Source organism: Spongiactinospora sp. TRM90649, assembly GCF_029382225.1.
Classification (GTDB): domain Bacteria; phylum Actinomycetota; class Actinomycetes; order Streptosporangiales; family Streptosporangiaceae; genus Spongiactinospora.
Map to the genome: position 1 here is coordinate 63,783 of NZ_JARLTC010000007.1, position 15,617 is coordinate 79,399.

Genomic DNA, 15,617 nt, shown 5'->3' on the forward strand with positions numbered 1-15,617 from the left:
CGCTCACTCCTCCGGCAGCAGGTCGGCGAGGTCGCCGACCACGAGGTCCGCGCCGTGCTCGCGCAGGGCGTCGGCGTGCCCGGCGCGGTCCACGCCGACGACGCGGGCGAAATGCCCGGCGCGGCCCGCCTCGACCCCGGCGAGCGCGTCCTCGAACACGGCCGCCTGCGCGGCCGTCAGCCCGAGCGCCTCGGCGGCGGCGAGGTACATGTCGGGGGCGGGCTTGCCCGCCAGGTTCCGCCGCCGGACGGTCACGCCGTCGATCCGCGCCGCGAAGTAGCCGGTGAGGTCGGCGGCCGACAGGACCCGCTCGGCGTTGGCGCTGGACGAGACGACGGCCATGCGCAGGCCTGCGTCGCGCGCGGCCTTGAGGTAGCGGACGGAGCCGGGGAACACGTCCACGCCCTGCCGGTCGATGATCCGCGCGACGATGGCGTTCTTCCGGTTGCTCAGCCCGTAGGCGGTGGGCTCGTCGGAGGGATCGTCCGGCGATCCCTCCGGCAGTTCGATGCCTCGCGACCGCAGGAAGGAGATGGTTCCGTCCAGGCGCTTCTTGCCGTCCACGTAGCGGTCGTAGTCGTCGGCCTTGTCGAAGGGCACGAACGGCTCACCGGTGCGACGGGCGCGTTCCTTGAGGAAGTCGTCGAACATCGTCTTCCACGCGTCGGCGTGCACCGAGGCGGTGCGGGTCAGCACGCCGTCCATGTCGAACAGGCAGGCCTGGACCTCGTCCGGCAGTCCGAGCATCGGTCCTCCAAGTCCCTGGGGCTCACGTGGTGAAGGCCCTGCCCACCAGGTACCCCAGGGCGAGCGCGGCCAGGCGCCGATCACGCCGCCGACGAACACGGCGATGATGATGCTCATGCGCGGTCCCAGAGGCGGTGGCCGGCCAGGACGCCGATCCAGATGGCGATGTCATTCCCGGTCGTCGGGCGTCGCCGGAGCCCTGGCGCCGGTGTTCGGTCCGGTCATCGCCCATCCCGTCTCTCGGTCGGCGTGGGGCCTCACCTGTCAGGGTGCACGGCGGACGGCAGGCGGAAACCCCACCTGGTCCGGCTTTTGCCGGATAGAGGGGGATGGGCGATACGGCGACGACCCCGGCAAGGCGTGCGAGCAGGTCAGCCGCCGGTCCGGCCCGCCAACCCCGACTGCCGGAGCCAGTCGAGGTAACGGTCGGTCCAGGTGGCGCTCGGCAGGCCGGTCGGCCCGGATGCCCGATATGTGGTGCAACCGGGGGCCGGGCATTTCCCCTGGCTCGACGACCCGGCCGGTTCGTGACGGAGACCGTGACCTTCCTGGGATGAGCCCGGCCCATCCACGGGGGCCCCTCGCTTCGAAACCCATGCGGCCGGTGCGGTTCCGGCCGGGCGGGAGAGACGCATGGGCGTTCGTGATCGGTCACGGATCGGCGAGGGCCGTCCGGACGGTCGTCCGCAGGGTGTGGACGAACTGCTGCAACTGGTCGGGCGAGGTGATCGGGCGGCCTTCGAGCGGCTCTACGACGCGGTCGCCGACCGCGTCTACGGGCTCGTGCTCCGCGTGCTGCGCGATCCGGCGCAGAGCGAGGAGGTGGCGCAGGAGGTGCTGATCGAGGTCTGGCGCGGCGCGGCCCGCTACGAACCGGGCAAGGGCTCGGGCATGACCTGGATACTGACCATCGCCCACCGCCGGGCGATCGACCGGGTCCGCTCGGCGCAGTCGGGGCTCGACCGCGAGGTGCGGGCGGCGCGGCTGGAGCCGCACCGGCCGTACGACGAGGTGGCCGAACTGGTGGAGGACCGGCTGGAACGCGAGCGGCTGCGCCGCTGCCTCGCGGGGCTGACCGAACTCCAGCGCGAGTCGGTCACCTACGCCTACTACGGCGGCTATTCCTACCGCGAGGTCGCCGAACTGGTCAGGGCGCCGCTGGGAACGGTCAAGACCCGGATGCGCGACGGGCTGATCCGGCTGCGCGACTGCCTGGGAGTGCACCGATGAGGGCGGCCAAGGGCGGGTTCGACCCGCACACCCTGGTCGGCGCGTACGCGCTGGACGCCATCGACGACGACGTGGAGCGGCGGCGGTTCGAACGCCATCTGACCGGGTGCGAGGAGTGCGCCAGGGAGATCGGGACGCTGATGGAGGCGGCGGCCAGGCTCGGCGCGGCCGTCGCGACCGCGCCGCCGCCCGGCCTGCGGGCGCGGGTGATGAGCGAGGTCGGCCGGGTGCGGCAGGCGCCGCCCGCCGTCCCCGGACGGCGTGGCCGTCCGCGTGCGCGCGCGGCCGGCTGGCGGGGCTGGGCGGCGGGAGCGGTCGCGGCGGCGCTGGTGGCGGCGGTGGCCGTGCTCGGCACGACCACGATCCAGACGCGCGGCGAACTGGCGCAGGCCAGGCTGGCCGGGCAGCGGATCGCCGAGGTGCTGACCGCCCGCGACGCGCGCACGGTCACGACGAAGGCCGGAACCGCGCGAGGCACCGTGGTCGTGTCCCGCTCGCGGGGCGCGATGGTGTTCTGGACGGCCGGCCTGCCGGATCCGCCCGCCGGCCGGGTCTACCAGGTCTGGCGGCTGGCCCCGGGACGCGTCACCTCGGCCGGGCTGCTGACCTCCGGAGGCCCGCTGCCCGCTCCCGCCGAGGCGGGGGTGGACCAGATCGGCGTGACGGTGGAACCGGCAGGCGGCTCGGAGCTGCCGACCACGACGCCGTTGTTGCTGATGGACCTCCCCGTTTGAGGAACCGCTTGAGGAAGCCGGATGAGGAACCCGCGTAGGGAAAGCGAATGTGGCCGTGGAGATGGCATCGGTTCGGCGTCAGGATCGCTGCCTCGCGGGGCACTTCCCGGTTAACTGAGATGGCAGGAACTTCTCCTCACGATCTCGGGACGTTCGCATGGCTGGAAATGGGAACGGATCGACCGGGTTCCAGGTCGCGGGCGGATTCGCCGTCGCGCTGCTCGCCTGCCTCGGAGCCGCCGCGCTTTTCTCCCGGGGAGAGACGGTGGCCCAGGTGGTCGTCGTCGCGGTCGCCGTGGGCGGTTACTCCGCCGCCGTCCGGCGACCGCTCCCGGCGCTGGTCACCGCGATCTTCGCGTGGGCGTTCACCACGGGATTCCTGGTGAACAGCGACGGCGTGCTGACTGTCGGCACGCTGGCCGACCTCGAACGGTTCGCGCTGTTCTGGCTGGCCGCGCTGGCCGGGGTGGCGTGGCATCTGGTCGCCGAGCTGCTCGCGCACCTGCGCCACGCCCGTCCGTCGGCCTGACCGGCCGCCCCGGATCACCGGGCGGGCTCAGGGGAGCAGGCGGCCGTTGCGGAACAGGTCGACGAACAGCCGGTGGTCGTCACGGGCACGGGCGCCGTAGGCATGTGCGAACTCGATCAGCGCGGCGGTGAAGCCCTCGTCGTCGCCGCCGATGACGGCGACGATGGCGTCTTCGGTGGAGAAGTCGACCAGGTCGTGGTCGGAGGCGTCGTCGGCGACGGAGTGCATCCGGGCCACGGCGGTGCCGAGGTCGGTGACGACGTGGGTGAGCTCGGCGGGCTCGACGATGTCGTCCCAGTTCAGGTCGCCGTTGTACGGCGAGATCTCGGCGACCACGTGGCCGATGCCGTTCAGTTCGGTGTAGCCGAGCCACGGGTCGGCGCACGACTGCAGGGCCCGCTGCGACTCGGCGGTGCGGTGGCCCTGGTGGTGGAAGTAGGAACGGGCGCGGTCGTCGTCGATGTGCCGGGCCACGGCCGGGGTCTGGGCCTGCTTCATGTAGAGCAGGACGTCGTTCTCCAGGGCCTGGGTGTGGCCTTCGAGCAGCAGGTTGTAGGACGGCAGCCCGGCCGACCCGATGCCCACGCCGGTGCGCACGGCGACGTCCTTGACGGTGTGCTCCAGCGCCTGGCGCCCCGACGCGGGCGACAGCGTGCCCAGGTAGTCGGCGAACGCCGCCTCCACCGCCTGGCGGGTGCGGAGATCGACCGGGCGCCTGCCCTCTATGAAGGCGAAGCGCCGGTCGTAGTCCTCGATCGTGGTCTCGGCGTCGAGCAGGGCGACGCGGGTGCTGAGCCGGGCGCGTTGCAGCACCCGGTGCAGCACGCCGGTGGTGCTCTGCAGGGTGAGCGAGCCGATCGTCTCGTCGCCGTCGCGGACGATGCCGTTCAGCTCGGCCAGGTAGGCCGAGACGAACGCGCGGACCAGCATGGTGATCGCGTCGTCGGAGAGCGCCTTGGCGTAGCCGATCAACGCCAGGCTGGCCACCAGGCGTTTGAGGTCCCACAGGTAGGGGCCGACGTAGGCCTCGTCGAAGTCGTTGACGTTGAAGACCAGTACGCCGGAGGCGTCCATGTAGGTGCCGAAGTTCTCGGCGTGCAGGTCGCCGTGAATCCACACCCGGGAGGTCTGCTTGTCGAGGAAGTCGCGTGCGGCGAACGCCTCGGTCATGTCCGCGTAGAACAGACAGGCGCTACCCCGGTAGAACGCGAACGGCGAGGCTGCCATTTTTCGGAATTTGCGCCGGAAGGCCACCGGATCGCGCCGCATGGCCGTGGCGAATTCCGTGGCCAGCACATCGAGGATGTACTGAGAACGGTCCACACCTCAACGCTACGGCGGCCGATGCCCATGCGCGTCGCACTTTCCGTGTCAGTTCGATTACCATTCGTGGAACATTTTCATCACGGTGCCAGTCATGGCGAGTGGCATGCGCCGAGCACCACGCTGAGCGGTGTCTCGACCCGCCCCGGGCCGTGGCAGGTGGCGCGCACGGCGGGATCCCGGCCGACCAGCACGCGTTCGCCCGGCCCGAGGTCGCCGGTGCGCGGCGCCCCCTTCGACGGCCTGCAGTCGCCGACCCCGATGACCGGGTTGCCGACGGCGACCCGGTCACAGGTGTAGGTGGGCACGGGCGGGGCGCTCGCGGCGGCGCCCGTGCCGACGGCGGGGCCGGCGATGATGCTGGCCGCGAGCAGGGCGGGCACGGCGGGCGCGGACAGGAAGACGATCGCCTTCACGGACACTCCTTCGATCGCGTATCGCGTTGGTTCCGATACTCTGCGTGACGAAGACGATGCGGGGTAACCGCTCCAGCCGTGACGACTTGCTTCCCGAAACCGTACGCCCGCCTAACCCGGCGCGGCGGTGATCAGACCGAGTACTTGCAGACCAGCGCCTGGCTGACGCCCGCCGAGTAGCCGATCAGAGTCCAGGTCGGGTGGTAATAGGTGCAGGCGGCCGACGCGCTGCCGCCACCGGTGTACGCGAGGCCGGAACCGGCGAACCGGTAGCAGCTCACACTGCCGTTGTAGAAGCCGATGCCGGACGACGAGTTCACCTGGGCGGCGCAGTAGTCGCCGAGCGAGAGCGGGCTGTAGACGGTTTCGACGACGGCCGCATGGGCGGGACCGGCCGTGACGGCCAGCGTGCCGAGGCAGGCGAGTGCCGAGATCGCGAGCGCGGCGACACGACGAGACATGGAACCTCCAAGATTCAGGGGAAGGTGGTTGGCGGGCATGGTGAAGTGCACCGCCAAGGAGGGTGATGGGCTGTGACCAGGGGCAATCTCGTACTGATCGCAGTATTAAATAGGAAACCTTCCTATGCAATGGGGTCCGATGGGGCTTTCATCCCAGCCTTCCTCGTTGTCGTGCGCCCCGTCAGGAAGGACGGCCCGCCGTCTCCGGTGCATGAGGCGCGGGGGCCCGCAGTCGGCCCCGGCGGTCCAGGCGCATGACCGCCGTCGCCGAGACGAAGCGCGACCGCCCCCGTGCTCCATTCACCCGACACGTAGTGCCGGGCGGCCAGCGTGCGGCACGCCCACGCCGCCTCGGCGGGCGCGACCCAGTACACCTCGCGGAAGGCGTCGTAGGCGACGTCGCGCGGATGGATGCTGGAGCCCAGCCCGCGCATCAGCCGCGACCTGGCGGGCTGGCCGAAGATGGTCGAGCCCACCGGGTCCACGCCGACCAGGCGCCGGTCGGGTGCGGCTCGCCGACGATCTCCAGGCGCGCGCCGTGCGAGGCCGGCAGCCGGGCCCCCGGCCCCTTGCTAGAGCTGGTCGGTGAGATCCAGGCAGGCCGCCACGATGCCGTCGGCGTCGATGCCGTGCTGACGGTAGACGTCCTCGGGCCCGCCTGACTGGCCGAAGTCCGTCACGCCCAGGGTGACGCCCGGCACCCGGTTGATGGTGGCGAGGAAGGCGAGCGTGTGCGGATGACCGTCCAGAACGCTGACCACGGGAAGCGGGCGCGAGGCGGGGAACACCTGGTCCAGGATCCACGTCTCGGCCTCGCCGTGGCCCTGCCGGGCGCGCAGCGCGCGGAAGAGCAGGTCGGGGCTGGTCACGCAGACCACGTCCACCGGTGCGCCGAGGCGCTCCAGCCGCTCGGCGGCGGCCAGCGCCTCCGGGACCATGGCCCCCATGACGGCGATGACGGCCCGCGCCCCCTCGGCCCGGCGCAGCGGGTACGCCCCGGCCACGACCTGACGCCGCCGACGTTCGCGCGCGGCGGGGTCCTCCGGCACCCGCGCCAGCGACTGGTCCACCGACCTGGTGGACAGCCGCAGGTAGGCCGAGCCGCCGTCGGGCCTGCCCAGCCGTCCCAGCGCGGCCAGCAACGTCCACTCCACGTCCAGCGCGAACGCGGGCTCGTAGGACACGCAGCCCGGCTGCTCGATCCCGATCGACGGGGTCAGGATCGACTGGTGCGCGCCGCCCTCGGGGGCCAGCGACACCCCGGACGGCGTGCCGACCAGAATCGACTGCCCACCCGCGTAGATGCCGAACGACCAGGGCTCCAGCGCCCGCCCCACGAACGGGTCGTAGACCACCCCGATCGGCAGCAGCGGGCTTCCCCACCGGCTCCAGGTCGCGCCCAGCTCGCCCAGCAGGCCGACCAGGTTGGTCTCCGCGATGCCCAGCTCGATGTGCTGGCCGCCCGGCTTCTCCCGCCAGTGCAGGATGGTCTCGGCGTCGTCGGCGAACCAGTCCCGCCGCTCGGTGGGCGACCACACGCCGACCTTGTTCACCCAGCCGCCCAGGTTGGTGGACGAGCTGACGTCGGGGCTCACCGTGACCACCCGCCTGGCCGCCTCCGGGGCATCGCGGGTGAGGTCCAGCAGCACCCGGCCGAGCGCGGCCTGCGAGGTCAGCACGCCCTTCGGGGTGCGGCCGAAGTCGGCCGGCACTGGTGGCGCGGGCTCGGCCGTGACCTCTTCTCTGCGCAGCCGCGCGGCCGTGGCCGCGCACAGCCGTCCGGGCTCCCCCTCGGGGTCGAACCGTCGCCAGGGGTCTTCCGGGTCCACGCCGAGCGTCCCGGCCAGGCCGGTCATCTGGTCGGCTGTCAGCAGCGCCGAGTGGTTCTGCGGGTGGCCCTCGATGGGCAGGCCGTAGCCCTTGATGGTGTAGGCCAGGATCACGGTGGGCCGGTGGTCCTCGACGGCGGCGAGCGCGTCGTCCAGCGCGGCGAGGTCGTGCCCGCCCAGGTTGCGCACGGCGGCCATCAGAGTCTCGTCGTCGATCTCCGTCAGCAGGCGGCGCACCGCCCCGGCCCCCCGGCCCGCGCCCGGCAGCCGTTCGCGCAGTTCCTCCGGACGGCAGCGCAGCAGCCGCTGGTACTCCGGGTTGGGCATCCCGTCGATCCGCTCGCGCAGCTCCGCGCCGCCCGGCCGGTCGAACAGCTCGCCGAGCAGCCGGCCGTACTTGGTCTCCAGGACCTGCCACCCGGCGGCGGCGAACATGTCCCGCAGCCGGTTGGCGGCGATCCCCGGCACCACGCGGTCCAGTGACTGCCGGTTGAGGTCCACGATCCAGACGATCTCCCCGAGCCCGGCGACGCCGGGGTCCATCACGGCCTCCCAGACCGCGCCCTCGTCGAGTTCGGCGTCGCCGAGCAGCGAGTACTGCCTGCCCTCCACGCGCCCGTCCCGGTCGGCGAGGGTGGCGGTGTAACGCCGGGCGATGGCGCCCCAGATGGGGGCGGTGGCGCCGATGCCGACCGAGCCCGTGGAGTAGTCCACCGTGTCGGGGTCCTTGGACCGGCTCGGGTAGCTCTGCAGCCCGCCCATCTGCCGCAGGGTGGTGAGGTAAGCCGGGTCCAGGTCGCCGAGCAGGTAGTTGATCGCGTGCAGCACCGGCGAGGCGTGCGGCTTGACCGAGACGCGGTCCGCCGGGCGCATGTGCCGGAACCACAGCACTGTCATGATCGACGCCATCGACGCGGACGACGCCTGGTGCCCGCCGACCTTGAGGCCGGAGGTGTTGGGCCGCACCCGGTTGGCGTGGTGGACGATCGCGGTGGACAGCCAGAGGACGCGCCGCTCGATCTCGGAGAGCGCGCTGCGGGGCGCGGATTCGGAACTGGTCACTGGACAACCTCTGGGCGTGAAATGGGCGTTCGGCTGTCGTAAGCCCACCACTGACCTGGTTTCTGCACAATACTGTCGGTCAATATTAAGCAGAACGCCCAGACCGGAAACGGCGACGCCTTGGAGAGTGAGCATCGTGCCCGTGGAGCGGCCCATCGACGCCATCGACGCGGGGCTACTGCTGGCGCTCGCGGAGCAGCCGCGCGCGACCACCGTCGCGCTCGCCCAGCGGGCGGGGATCTCCCGCAACACCGCGCAGGCCAGGCTCGCCGCGCTGCAGGGGCGCGGCGCACTGCGCTCCATCGAGCGCAGCATCGCCCCCGAGGCGCTCGGCTACCCGCTGACCGCGTTCGTCACCACCCGGGTCACCCAGCGCAGGCTCGACGAGGTCGCCTCGTCCCTGGAGCGGATCCCCGAGGTCCTGCACGTGCTCGGCCTCAGCGGTCACATCGACCTGCTGGTGCACATCGTGGCCAAGGACGCCGACGACCTCTACCGGATCGCCGAGCAAATCCTCGCCGTGCCCGGCGTCGAGCGCACCGACACGGCGCTGGTCATGCGCGAGCTGGTCGGCTACCGGGTGGAGCCGCTGCTGCGCAGGGTCGCCGGGGGCGGCTAGCCCACCGGGTCGTCGTCGTAGGTGAGCGGGGCGAAGGCGAGGGCGTCGAGACGGCTGCGGAAGTCGCCGGACAGGCCCGCCAGCGCCATGGACGCGTCGGGGACGGCGTTGACGTGGCCCTGCGCGGTGAACAGGGCGGCGATGCCGTCGGAGTCCCAGAACGTCATGCCGCTGAGGTCGAGCACGAACCGGCGGGGCGGCGCGAGCATGGCCCGCACGGCGACGGCGATCTCGGGGGCGGCGTGCCGGTCCAGGCTGCCGACCAGCCGGAGCGTGAACCGGCCCTCCAGGTCGTGCCGGGTGAGCCGGAACGGAGACCCCGGGCGGGGCAGCGCGAAGCCGACCGTGGCGGTGGTGCCGTCGGGGCCCTGGGTCAGGGTGTGCCGGTCGGCGAGAGAGCGGGCGATCCACAGGCCATGGTGCGACTCGTACGGCCAGTCGGGGGTGACCGGCTCCGGGCCGGCGACCTTGTCGTCGATGACCTGGCACTCCAGCATGCCGTCGCGGGTCTCCATGCGCACCCGGCCGGCCCCCGAGCCGTGCAGGATGACGTTGGTGGCCAGCTCGTGCACGGCGAGCACCAGGTCTGACGCCCGCCCTTCGGGCAGCCCGGCCTGGACGGCGTGCGCCTCCAGCGCGGCCCGCAGCGCGTACAGCGTGTCGGCGTCGAACCCCTGGTCGAGCCCCGGCCAGCCGTCGCTCACCGTGCCGTCAGCCCCGGACGGCACGCGAGCCCGCGGCCGGTCACCCGTCATTTACCGTCACCAGCCGGATTCCGGGCAGCGCGGTGGCGCCGAGCAGCACGAACCGCGCGCTGATCGCGGGCGAGCAGCGCAGCACGACAACACGGGACCGGGGGAGACTTCGGGCGGCATCGATGATCATACGTGCGCAATACAGGTCGATGAACGACAGTTCCGCCATGTTAACGGTGATGTCTCCGTCGACTCTGATGGCCTCGCTCAACGCCTGCCCGAGCGCGCCCTCGGCCGCCCGGTCGAGCTGCCCGGCCAGCCGGACCCCCGGCGGCGCGTACTGCCGGCAGATCCGGAGCAGCGCGTCGTGGTGGTAGGTGGCCGCGGCGACCGACCGGGTGTGGAACCCCGACACGGAGGCCAGGGTGACCGGATCGAAGCGCTCGCGGTCGTACTGGCAGAGCACCGCCGCGCTGGCACCCTCCAGGGCCGCCGCGATCTCCTCCTCGAAGGCCGGGAGCTGTTCGATCCCGGCCACCGGCCGCAGCGCCCAGCTCATGTCGAGCGCCACCCGCAGGCCGGCGAACCCCTCGCCCGTCGTGTAGGCCATCTGGTCGCGCAGCCAGCCCATGGCGTGCTCCAGCTCGAACGCCTGCCCCTCCAGCAGGCCGTCCTGGCACGCCAGGACCTCCATCTGCCCGTTGACCGTGGCGGAGGGGGCGATGACGCCGCGCCGCCGCAGCTCGGCCAGGCGGCGTTCCGGCTCCTCGGCCAGCCAGATCACCCGGCGGCCCTCCGCGAGGCCGTCACGGACGAAGGCGGCGGTGAGGTCGAGCAGCTCCTCCGGTTCACCGAAGGTCAGACACGCGTGATCGTTGATCGTCAGATCCGTGATCTGCGTCTCAGCGCTGAGTGTCACCCACGCCACCTTCCCGATCCCGGCCTCCTCGCCGGCCCGCGCCGCCGACGCACTACCCGGGCGACCGGGGGCGAAACACGAGGCGGCGGCGGTGACGGGAGCTTCGCGCGCAGCTAGGCGACCGAACCAGAGAGGGGCTTGCCCGCCCAATCGTAGGTGACGTAGTTGACACCGGTGCTCGTGACGGTCGATCCGGTCAGCCGCAGCCCCGCCGGGATGGCCCTTTCGGAGAAGAGCCGCCTGCCCTTGCCGAGGACCACCGGGAAGACCAGCAGGCGGTACTCGTCCACCGGTTCGGCGCGCTGAAGACCGCCGATCAGCTCGCTGCTGCCCTGGACGATGATCTCGCCATCGGCGGTGGCCTTGACCTCGGCGACCGTCTCGGCGGCGTCGCCGACCAGGACGGTGGTGTTCCGCCACTCGGCGGTCATGGACGTGCGGGTGGTGACGTAACGGACTCCCTAAGGGCGAGCGCGGCGGCCATGCAGGCGAACGGTACGGCGGGCAGCACGTAGCGGTGGTCGAAGCCGAGCGCGGCCACCGGCCCGACCAGCAGCGCCACCGCGAACGACCACGGCAGCAGGGCCTCCCGGCGACGGGCACCCCCCAAGACGCCGCCCAGCCCTCCGGCGAGCAGGACGACGCCCAGCAGCGGACCGCCCTGCAGGAGCCACGGGTAGCGGTAGGCGGCGAGGATCGAGCCGAACGGCTCCACCGACCGCATTCCCTTGATGTCGTCGTCGTACTCCCGGCGCACCTCGCCGATCAGGCGATGCTCCTCGGGCAGTGTCCAGGAGCCGTGCGGGAACCCTCCGGGGACGCCGACCCGCCGTGGGTGGGCGACCGGTTCCCAGGTGAAGGCCAGCGAGGTGTCCCGGGCCACGGCCGCCAGGTAGTCCAGCGGCTGGGCGGCGATGGCCGAGAGGGCGAACGACCTGGCCAGGTCGTTGTGCGAGAACCGGTCGCCGGGCAGGCGGTTGAGCGAGGCGCCGGGGGCCCAGACGTACTCGGAGGCGGCGTCCACGACGGTGCCATTGGGGCAGAGGGCGGCCTCGGCGGGCGGCGGTTCGATGATCGAGCAGTCGGCGAAGGTCATGGTCCTGGCCCACAGGGCGACGCCATCCGAACCGCTCAGCGCGAACCTGCCGTGGTGCTGGGCGTACCACCCGGCGTACGTCAGCAGCGGCAGCGCCCCGCAGACGGCCAGCACGGCGGTCCGCCGCCACGGCGTACGGCGCAGCAGCAGGAACAGCAGCGCCACCCCGATCAGCGGGATCGCGGCGGTCCGCGTGAGCCCGGCCAGCGCCAGCAGCAGCCCCGCCCCCGCGGCGGCCCGTGCCGACACCTCCCGCCGCCACATCAGGGCCAGGACTGCGGCGGCGACCAGGAACATCACCTGAAGGTCGGACAGTACGGAGTGCTCCAGCCGGACGAACGAGGGCGCGAACAGCACCGGGACGGTGGTCGCCGTCGCCGCCCACCCCCGCACCGACCGGCGGCGGAGCACCGTGTAGATCATCGCGGCCAGGCCGAGCCCCATCACGTGCTGGACCGCCGCCACCAGCGCCACGCTGTGAAAGGGCCACAGCGCCCACAGGAACCACGAATACCCGGCCGGGTGGAAGGCGCCCTGCGGGCGCATGTGCACGGCGGCGTCGAGATAGGTGAAGGAGTCGTACCAGTAGAGCTGGGCCGTGTCGTATCCGAGCATGACCGCCACGCGCAGCAGAGCCCCGGCGGCGAGCGCGCACGCGAAGATCCGATGCCCGCCGCGTTTCGGGGCGATCCCCTCCTCCGGTCGCGTTTCAAGCAGAATGGCTGTCATGAAATCTCCCCCGTAGGCGGCCCGGACACGGCTCAGGCCGTAGGGGAGGTAGTTCAGCGAGCGGTTGATAACCCGGCCGTCACCGGATTTGGTTACGGCGGCGTTATACGGGCTTGATCAGAATGTCGGCACTTACCGAGGGGGACGCCGTGCGGGTGTTGATCGCCGAGGACGAGCGGATGCTCGCCGACTCGATCGCCGAGGGGCTGCGCCATGAGGCGCTGGCCGTGGACGTCGCCTACGACGGCGACGCCGCGCTCGAACGGCTCTCCGTGCACGACTACGACGTGCTGATCCTCGACCGCGACCTGCCCGCCGTGCACGGCGACGACGTGTGCAGGGCCGTGGTCGCGCGGGGCGGGCTGGTGCGGGTGCTCATGCTGACCGCGGCGGGAGACGTGCGCTCACGGGTGGCCGGGCTCTCCCTGGGCGCCGACGACTACCTGCCCAAGCCGTTCGACTTCGAGGAGCTGGTGGCCCGGGTGCACGCGCTCGGCCGCCGGGCCAGGCCCGCCGACCCGCCGATGCTGGAGCGGGCCGGGATCCGCCTGGACCGGGCGCACCGGCAGGTCTTCCGGGACGGCGTGTACGTGCCGCTGGCCCGCAAGGAGTTCGGCCTGCTGGCCGAGCTGCTGCGCGCGCAGGGCGCGGTGGTCTCGGCGGAGGAACTGCTGGAGAAGGTCTGGGACGAGCACATCGACCCGTTCACCAACACGGTGCGCACGACCGTGATGAAACTCCGCAGGAAACTCGGCGAGCCCCAGGTGATCGAGACCGTGCCGGGAGTGGGGTACCGCCTCCCATGAGCCTGCGGTCGCGTTTCGCCCTGGCCTGCGCGGGGGTCTTCCTGGCGGTGGGCACGCTGGTGGTGGCCGCGCTGTACTTCCTCGTGCGGTCCAATCTCCAGTACCGCGCCGACTTCGTCACCCCCCGCTGGTTCCAGGTGAACGGCCGGGCCGTGCCCCGGTTCGACAGCGGCTACGAGTACGCCAGGGCCGTCGCGATGCAGGTGCACGACCTCTACCGGCAGGCCACGCTGAACAGCGTGATCAACGTCGGCGCGCTGATCGTGCTCGTGGCGTCGCTCGGCGCGTTCGGGCTCGGCTGGGCCGCTGCGGGCTGGGTGGTACGGCCGGTCAGGTCGGTCACCGCGACCGCGCGCCGGGTCGCGCAGAGCCACGACCTGGGCGAGCGGATCGACTACCGGGGATCCGGCGACGAACTCGGCGAGCTGGCCGGAATCTTCGACACCATGCTCGAACGGCTCGGCCGCTCCTTCGACGGCCAGCGCCGTTTCGTCGCCAACGCCTCACACGAGCTGCGCACCCCGCTCACCATCAACCGGACGCTGGTGGACGTGGCCGTGCGGCGGCCCGACGCCACCGACGACGTCCGGCGGCTCGGCGAGTCGCTGCTGCTGGTCAACGCCAGGCACGAACGGCTCATCGACGGCCTGCTCGCGCTCGTCGAGGGCGAGCGGGCGGGCCTCGACAGGCGGCCCTTCGACCTGTGCGACGTGGCCGAGCACGTGCTCGACCAGGCGGCGGCGGAGGCGGAGGCGGGCGAGGTGATGATCCACAGCCTGCTCGACCCGGCCCCGACGGCGGGCGAGGCCGTCCTCGTCGAACGGCTGGTGCAGAACCTGGTGGAGAACGCGATCCGGCACAACCACCCCAAGGGCGAGGTGTGGGTGACCACCCGCCACCGGATGGACCGGGTCGAGGTGATCGTGGCCAATACCGGGCTGCCGGTGCCGCCTTACGAGATCGAGACCATCTTCGAGCCGTTCCGCCGCTTGCACGGCGACCGGTTGCGCTCCGACCGGGGCAGCGGGCTAGGGCTGTCGATCGTGCGGGTCATCGCGGAGGGCCACGGCGGCACCGTCACCGCCGTGCCCCGGCCGGAGGGCGGGCTGACCGTGACCGTCGAACTTCCCGCCGTGGACCCGCCGATGTGAGAGCGGGATCCGCCGTTTCGCTTGCGGTACGGGCCGTAGCCGTGATGCTGGAGGCAACGACGAAGGAGGACACCGATGCACCTCGCTCTCGTTACTTCTCGCCCCGGGCGCGGTTGGGGTCATTCGTGGTACGGCGGGTCGGCCTGGCTGTGGACGTCCCTCGTGCTGGTGGTGCTGGTCGCGCTCACCGCGCTGGCGGTCTGGCTGGTGATGAGGTCGGCCGCGCGGCGGGCGGCGCCGACCGGCCCCTCGGGGATCGACCGGGCCAGGGACCTCCTGGCCGAGCGTTACGCCCGGGGTGAGATCTCCACCGAGGAGTACCACGACCGGCTGTCGAACCTCAGCGGCACACCGGGCACGGCGGGCACGGCCGGCACGACCTGACGCCGGGGCCGCTACTCGTCCGAGGCGGCGAGCGACCGATACTCCCGGACCTCGTCCGGGGTGGTCAGGCCGTCCTCGATGGCGCGGGCCAGCAGGGCGTCCCTGGAGGACACGTGGCGGCCGACGGCGGCGTCGGCGGAGACCTGCAGTGAGGCCGCCATGCCCGGCCGCGGAACGTTCCGGTTCAGCCCGGAGCCGTCCCGCGGGTACCCGGGGTCCTCGCTCACCGTGACCGTCGCCTGGGAGGGACAGCCCTCGTGGCTCGGCTGGAGCCGGCTGGAGATCGAGCACAGCGACGGGACCAGGGTCAGCGTCTCCACCGGCAGGTGTGAGCACGAGTCGGGCGAGGGTTACACCATCCCGGCGTTCTCCCGCAGCCACACCTTCAACGGGCCGGGGACGCACGCCGCGCGCTACCGGTGCATCAGCCGTTCCAGTCGCCGCACCACCGGCTTCCAGGTGGGGGGCAGCGTGTAGCGGCTGACCCGCCGGTGCTTGTAGATCAGCGTGTACTTGATCAGGTCCGCCCCCGGCGGCTGCCGCTGGGAACGGCCCAGCCGCAGGCGGGCCAGCTCGCGACGCAGTTTGCGCAGCTCGGTGCCGTTCAGGCAGCGCCGTATCGCGCGCCCCTGGCGCGGGGTCACCCGGGCGCAGCCGTCGGAGTAGACGGCCACCCTGTCGTCGAAGCCGGCGAAACCGCCCTGCTCGCGTAACTCGACGATCACCTTTCTGGCCGCCGTCGCCTGTGCCTGTGCCTGTGCTTGGGCCTGTGCCTGTGCCTGCGTCTGTGCCTGGGCGGGCGCGACGCCGGACGCCGACAGCGCGAGAACGAGCGCCGACGCCGTGGAAACTCGCCACATCTTCATACTTCTTCAACGATCGCGGGC

At 72.0% G+C, this 15,617-nt stretch carries 19 protein-coding genes; 7 read left to right on the plus strand and 12 right to left on the minus strand.

All coding sequences use genetic code 11. From position 1 onward, the window contains the following. Window positions 1-3: 3 nt before the first annotated feature. Window positions 4-747 (minus strand): beta-phosphoglucomutase family hydrolase, encoded by a 744-nt coding sequence (locus P3X83_RS09475; RefSeq protein WP_277304546.1) that lies wholly within the window; start codon window positions 745-747, stop codon window positions 4-6. Between the two features lie 633 nt (window positions 748-1,380). On the opposite strand from P3X83_RS09475, the gene sigK reads away from it, so the two are divergent. From sigK to P3X83_RS09490, 3 genes are all read left to right on the plus strand, one after another. Continuing rightward, window positions 1,381-1,977: an ECF RNA polymerase sigma factor SigK gene (gene sigK, locus P3X83_RS09480; protein WP_277304547.1), complete on the plus strand. Its 597-nt coding sequence runs from the start codon at window positions 1,381-1,383 to the stop codon at window positions 1,975-1,977. Further along, complete coding sequence (locus P3X83_RS09485) at window positions 1,974-2,711, plus strand: anti-sigma factor (RefSeq protein WP_277304548.1); 738 nt, start codon at window positions 1,974-1,976, stop codon at window positions 2,709-2,711. Before sigK ends, P3X83_RS09485 begins: the two co-directional genes overlap by 4 nt. Window positions 2,712-2,868: 157 nt before the next feature. Further along, window positions 2,869-3,240 carry a hypothetical protein gene (locus P3X83_RS09490; protein ID WP_277304549.1) on the plus strand — a complete coding sequence of 124 codons (372 nt, stop codon included), beginning with the start codon at window positions 2,869-2,871 and terminating at the stop codon, window positions 3,238-3,240. A gap of 27 nt (window positions 3,241-3,267) precedes the next feature. Here P3X83_RS09490 and P3X83_RS09495 read toward each other — a convergent pair whose 3' ends face one another. The 5 genes from P3X83_RS09495 to P3X83_RS09515 all read right to left on the minus strand — a co-directional run bounded on the left by P3X83_RS09495 (window position 3,268) and on the right by P3X83_RS09515 (window position 8,331). Then, window positions 3,268-4,563 (minus strand): DUF2252 domain-containing protein, encoded by a 1,296-nt coding sequence (locus tag P3X83_RS09495; RefSeq protein WP_277304550.1) that lies wholly within the window; start codon window positions 4,561-4,563, stop codon window positions 3,268-3,270. A gap of 92 nt (window positions 4,564-4,655) precedes the next feature. Further along, window positions 4,656-4,979, minus strand: a complete 324-nt coding sequence (locus tag P3X83_RS09500) for a hypothetical protein (RefSeq protein WP_277304551.1) — start codon at window positions 4,977-4,979, stop codon at window positions 4,656-4,658. A 131-nt stretch (window positions 4,980-5,110) separates the two neighbouring features. Next, on the minus strand, window positions 5,111-5,440 hold the full coding sequence (locus P3X83_RS09505; RefSeq protein WP_277304552.1) for a hypothetical protein: 330 nt from the start codon (window positions 5,438-5,440) through the stop codon (window positions 5,111-5,113). Between the two features lie 122 nt (window positions 5,441-5,562). Beyond that, on the minus strand, window positions 5,563-5,916 hold the full coding sequence (locus tag P3X83_RS09510; RefSeq protein ID WP_277304553.1) for a hypothetical protein: 354 nt from the start codon (window positions 5,914-5,916) through the stop codon (window positions 5,563-5,565). A 96-nt stretch (window positions 5,917-6,012) separates the two neighbouring features. After that, window positions 6,013-8,331 carry a pyruvate dehydrogenase gene (locus P3X83_RS09515; RefSeq protein WP_277304554.1) on the minus strand — a complete coding sequence of 773 codons (2,319 nt, stop codon included), beginning with the start codon at window positions 8,329-8,331 and terminating at the stop codon, window positions 6,013-6,015. A gap of 127 nt (window positions 8,332-8,458) precedes the next feature. On the opposite strand from P3X83_RS09515, the gene P3X83_RS09520 reads away from it, so the two are divergent. Next, window positions 8,459-8,950 (plus strand): Lrp/AsnC family transcriptional regulator, encoded by a 492-nt coding sequence (locus P3X83_RS09520; RefSeq protein WP_277304555.1) that lies wholly within the window; start codon window positions 8,459-8,461, stop codon window positions 8,948-8,950. Here P3X83_RS09520 and P3X83_RS09525 read toward each other — a convergent pair. The 4 genes from P3X83_RS09525 to P3X83_RS09540 all read right to left on the minus strand — a co-directional run bounded on the left by P3X83_RS09525 (window position 8,947) and on the right by P3X83_RS09540 (window position 12,389). Beyond that, window positions 8,947-9,705: an ATP-binding protein gene (locus P3X83_RS09525; protein WP_277304556.1), complete on the minus strand. Its 759-nt coding sequence runs from the start codon at window positions 9,703-9,705 to the stop codon at window positions 8,947-8,949. The genes P3X83_RS09520 and P3X83_RS09525 overlap by 4 nt on opposite strands. Then, window positions 9,695-10,564 carry an MEDS domain-containing protein gene (locus tag P3X83_RS09530; protein ID WP_277304557.1) on the minus strand — a complete coding sequence of 290 codons (870 nt, stop codon included), beginning with the start codon at window positions 10,562-10,564 and terminating at the stop codon, window positions 9,695-9,697. The genes P3X83_RS09525 and P3X83_RS09530 overlap by 11 nt, the downstream gene beginning before the upstream one ends. A 113-nt stretch (window positions 10,565-10,677) precedes the next feature. After that, entirely contained in the window at window positions 10,678-10,995 is a 318-nt protein-coding gene (locus tag P3X83_RS09535) for a dihydrofolate reductase family protein (RefSeq protein ID WP_277304558.1), read from the minus strand. Continuing rightward, window positions 10,992-12,389: a hypothetical protein gene (locus tag P3X83_RS09540; protein ID WP_277304559.1), complete on the minus strand. Its 1,398-nt coding sequence runs from the start codon at window positions 12,387-12,389 to the stop codon at window positions 10,992-10,994. Before P3X83_RS09540 ends, P3X83_RS09535 begins: the two co-directional genes overlap by 4 nt. A 149-nt stretch (window positions 12,390-12,538) precedes the next feature. On the opposite strand from P3X83_RS09540, the gene P3X83_RS09545 reads away from it, so the two are divergent. From P3X83_RS09545 to P3X83_RS09555, 3 genes are all read left to right on the plus strand, one after another. Then, window positions 12,539-13,195: a response regulator transcription factor gene (locus tag P3X83_RS09545; protein WP_277304560.1), complete on the plus strand. Its 657-nt coding sequence runs from the start codon at window positions 12,539-12,541 to the stop codon at window positions 13,193-13,195. Beyond that, the gene (locus P3X83_RS09550) at window positions 13,192-14,346 is read left to right on the plus strand and encodes a HAMP domain-containing sensor histidine kinase (protein WP_277304561.1); all 1,155 of its coding nucleotides are present in this window, start codon (window positions 13,192-13,194) and stop codon (window positions 14,344-14,346) included. The genes P3X83_RS09545 and P3X83_RS09550 overlap by 4 nt, the downstream gene beginning before the upstream one ends. Window positions 14,347-14,421: 75 nt before the next feature. Continuing rightward, a complete protein-coding gene (locus tag P3X83_RS09555) occupies window positions 14,422-14,730 on the plus strand; it encodes a hypothetical protein (RefSeq protein WP_277304562.1) in 309 nt (102 codons plus the stop codon). Between the two features lie 11 nt (window positions 14,731-14,741). On the opposite strand, the gene P3X83_RS09560 is transcribed toward P3X83_RS09555, so the two are convergent. Continuing rightward, window positions 14,742-15,050: a hypothetical protein gene (locus P3X83_RS09560; protein ID WP_277304563.1), complete on the minus strand. Its 309-nt coding sequence runs from the start codon at window positions 15,048-15,050 to the stop codon at window positions 14,742-14,744. A gap of 93 nt (window positions 15,051-15,143) precedes the next feature. Further along, window positions 15,144-15,590, minus strand: coding sequence for a hypothetical protein (locus P3X83_RS09565; RefSeq protein ID WP_277304564.1), 447 nt, complete (start codon window positions 15,588-15,590; stop codon window positions 15,144-15,146). Window positions 15,591-15,617 lie beyond the last annotated feature (27 nt).

What these genes read in the sequence shown, in the direction of transcription:
- P3X83_RS09475 (WP_277304546.1), bottom strand. Translation starts at nt 747, where the DNA reads ATGCTCGGACTGCCGGACGAGGTCCAGGCCTGCCTGTTCGACATGGAC.
- sigK (WP_277304547.1), top strand. Translation starts at nt 1,381, where the DNA reads ATGGGCGTTCGTGATCGGTCACGGATCGGCGAGGGCCGTCCGGACGGT.
- P3X83_RS09485 (WP_277304548.1), top strand. Translation starts at nt 1,974, where the DNA reads ATGAGGGCGGCCAAGGGCGGGTTCGACCCGCACACCCTGGTCGGCGCG.
- P3X83_RS09490 (WP_277304549.1), top strand. Translation starts at nt 2,869, where the DNA reads ATGGCTGGAAATGGGAACGGATCGACCGGGTTCCAGGTCGCGGGCGGA.
- P3X83_RS09505 (WP_277304552.1), bottom strand. Translation starts at nt 5,440, where the DNA reads ATGTCTCGTCGTGTCGCCGCGCTCGCGATCTCGGCACTCGCCTGCCTC.
- P3X83_RS09525 (WP_277304556.1), bottom strand. Translation starts at nt 9,705, where the DNA reads ATGACGGGTGACCGGCCGCGGGCTCGCGTGCCGTCCGGGGCTGACGGC.
- P3X83_RS09535 (WP_277304558.1), bottom strand. Translation starts at nt 10,995, where the DNA reads ATGACCGCCGAGTGGCGGAACACCACCGTCCTGGTCGGCGACGCCGCC.
- P3X83_RS09540 (WP_277304559.1), bottom strand. Translation starts at nt 12,389, where the DNA reads ATGACAGCCATTCTGCTTGAAACGCGACCGGAGGAGGGGATCGCCCCG.
- P3X83_RS09550 (WP_277304561.1), top strand. Translation starts at nt 13,192, where the DNA reads ATGAGCCTGCGGTCGCGTTTCGCCCTGGCCTGCGCGGGGGTCTTCCTG.
- P3X83_RS09555 (WP_277304562.1), top strand. Translation starts at nt 14,422, where the DNA reads ATGCACCTCGCTCTCGTTACTTCTCGCCCCGGGCGCGGTTGGGGTCAT.
- P3X83_RS09565 (WP_277304564.1), bottom strand. Translation starts at nt 15,590, where the DNA reads ATGTGGCGAGTTTCCACGGCGTCGGCGCTCGTTCTCGCGCTGTCGGCG.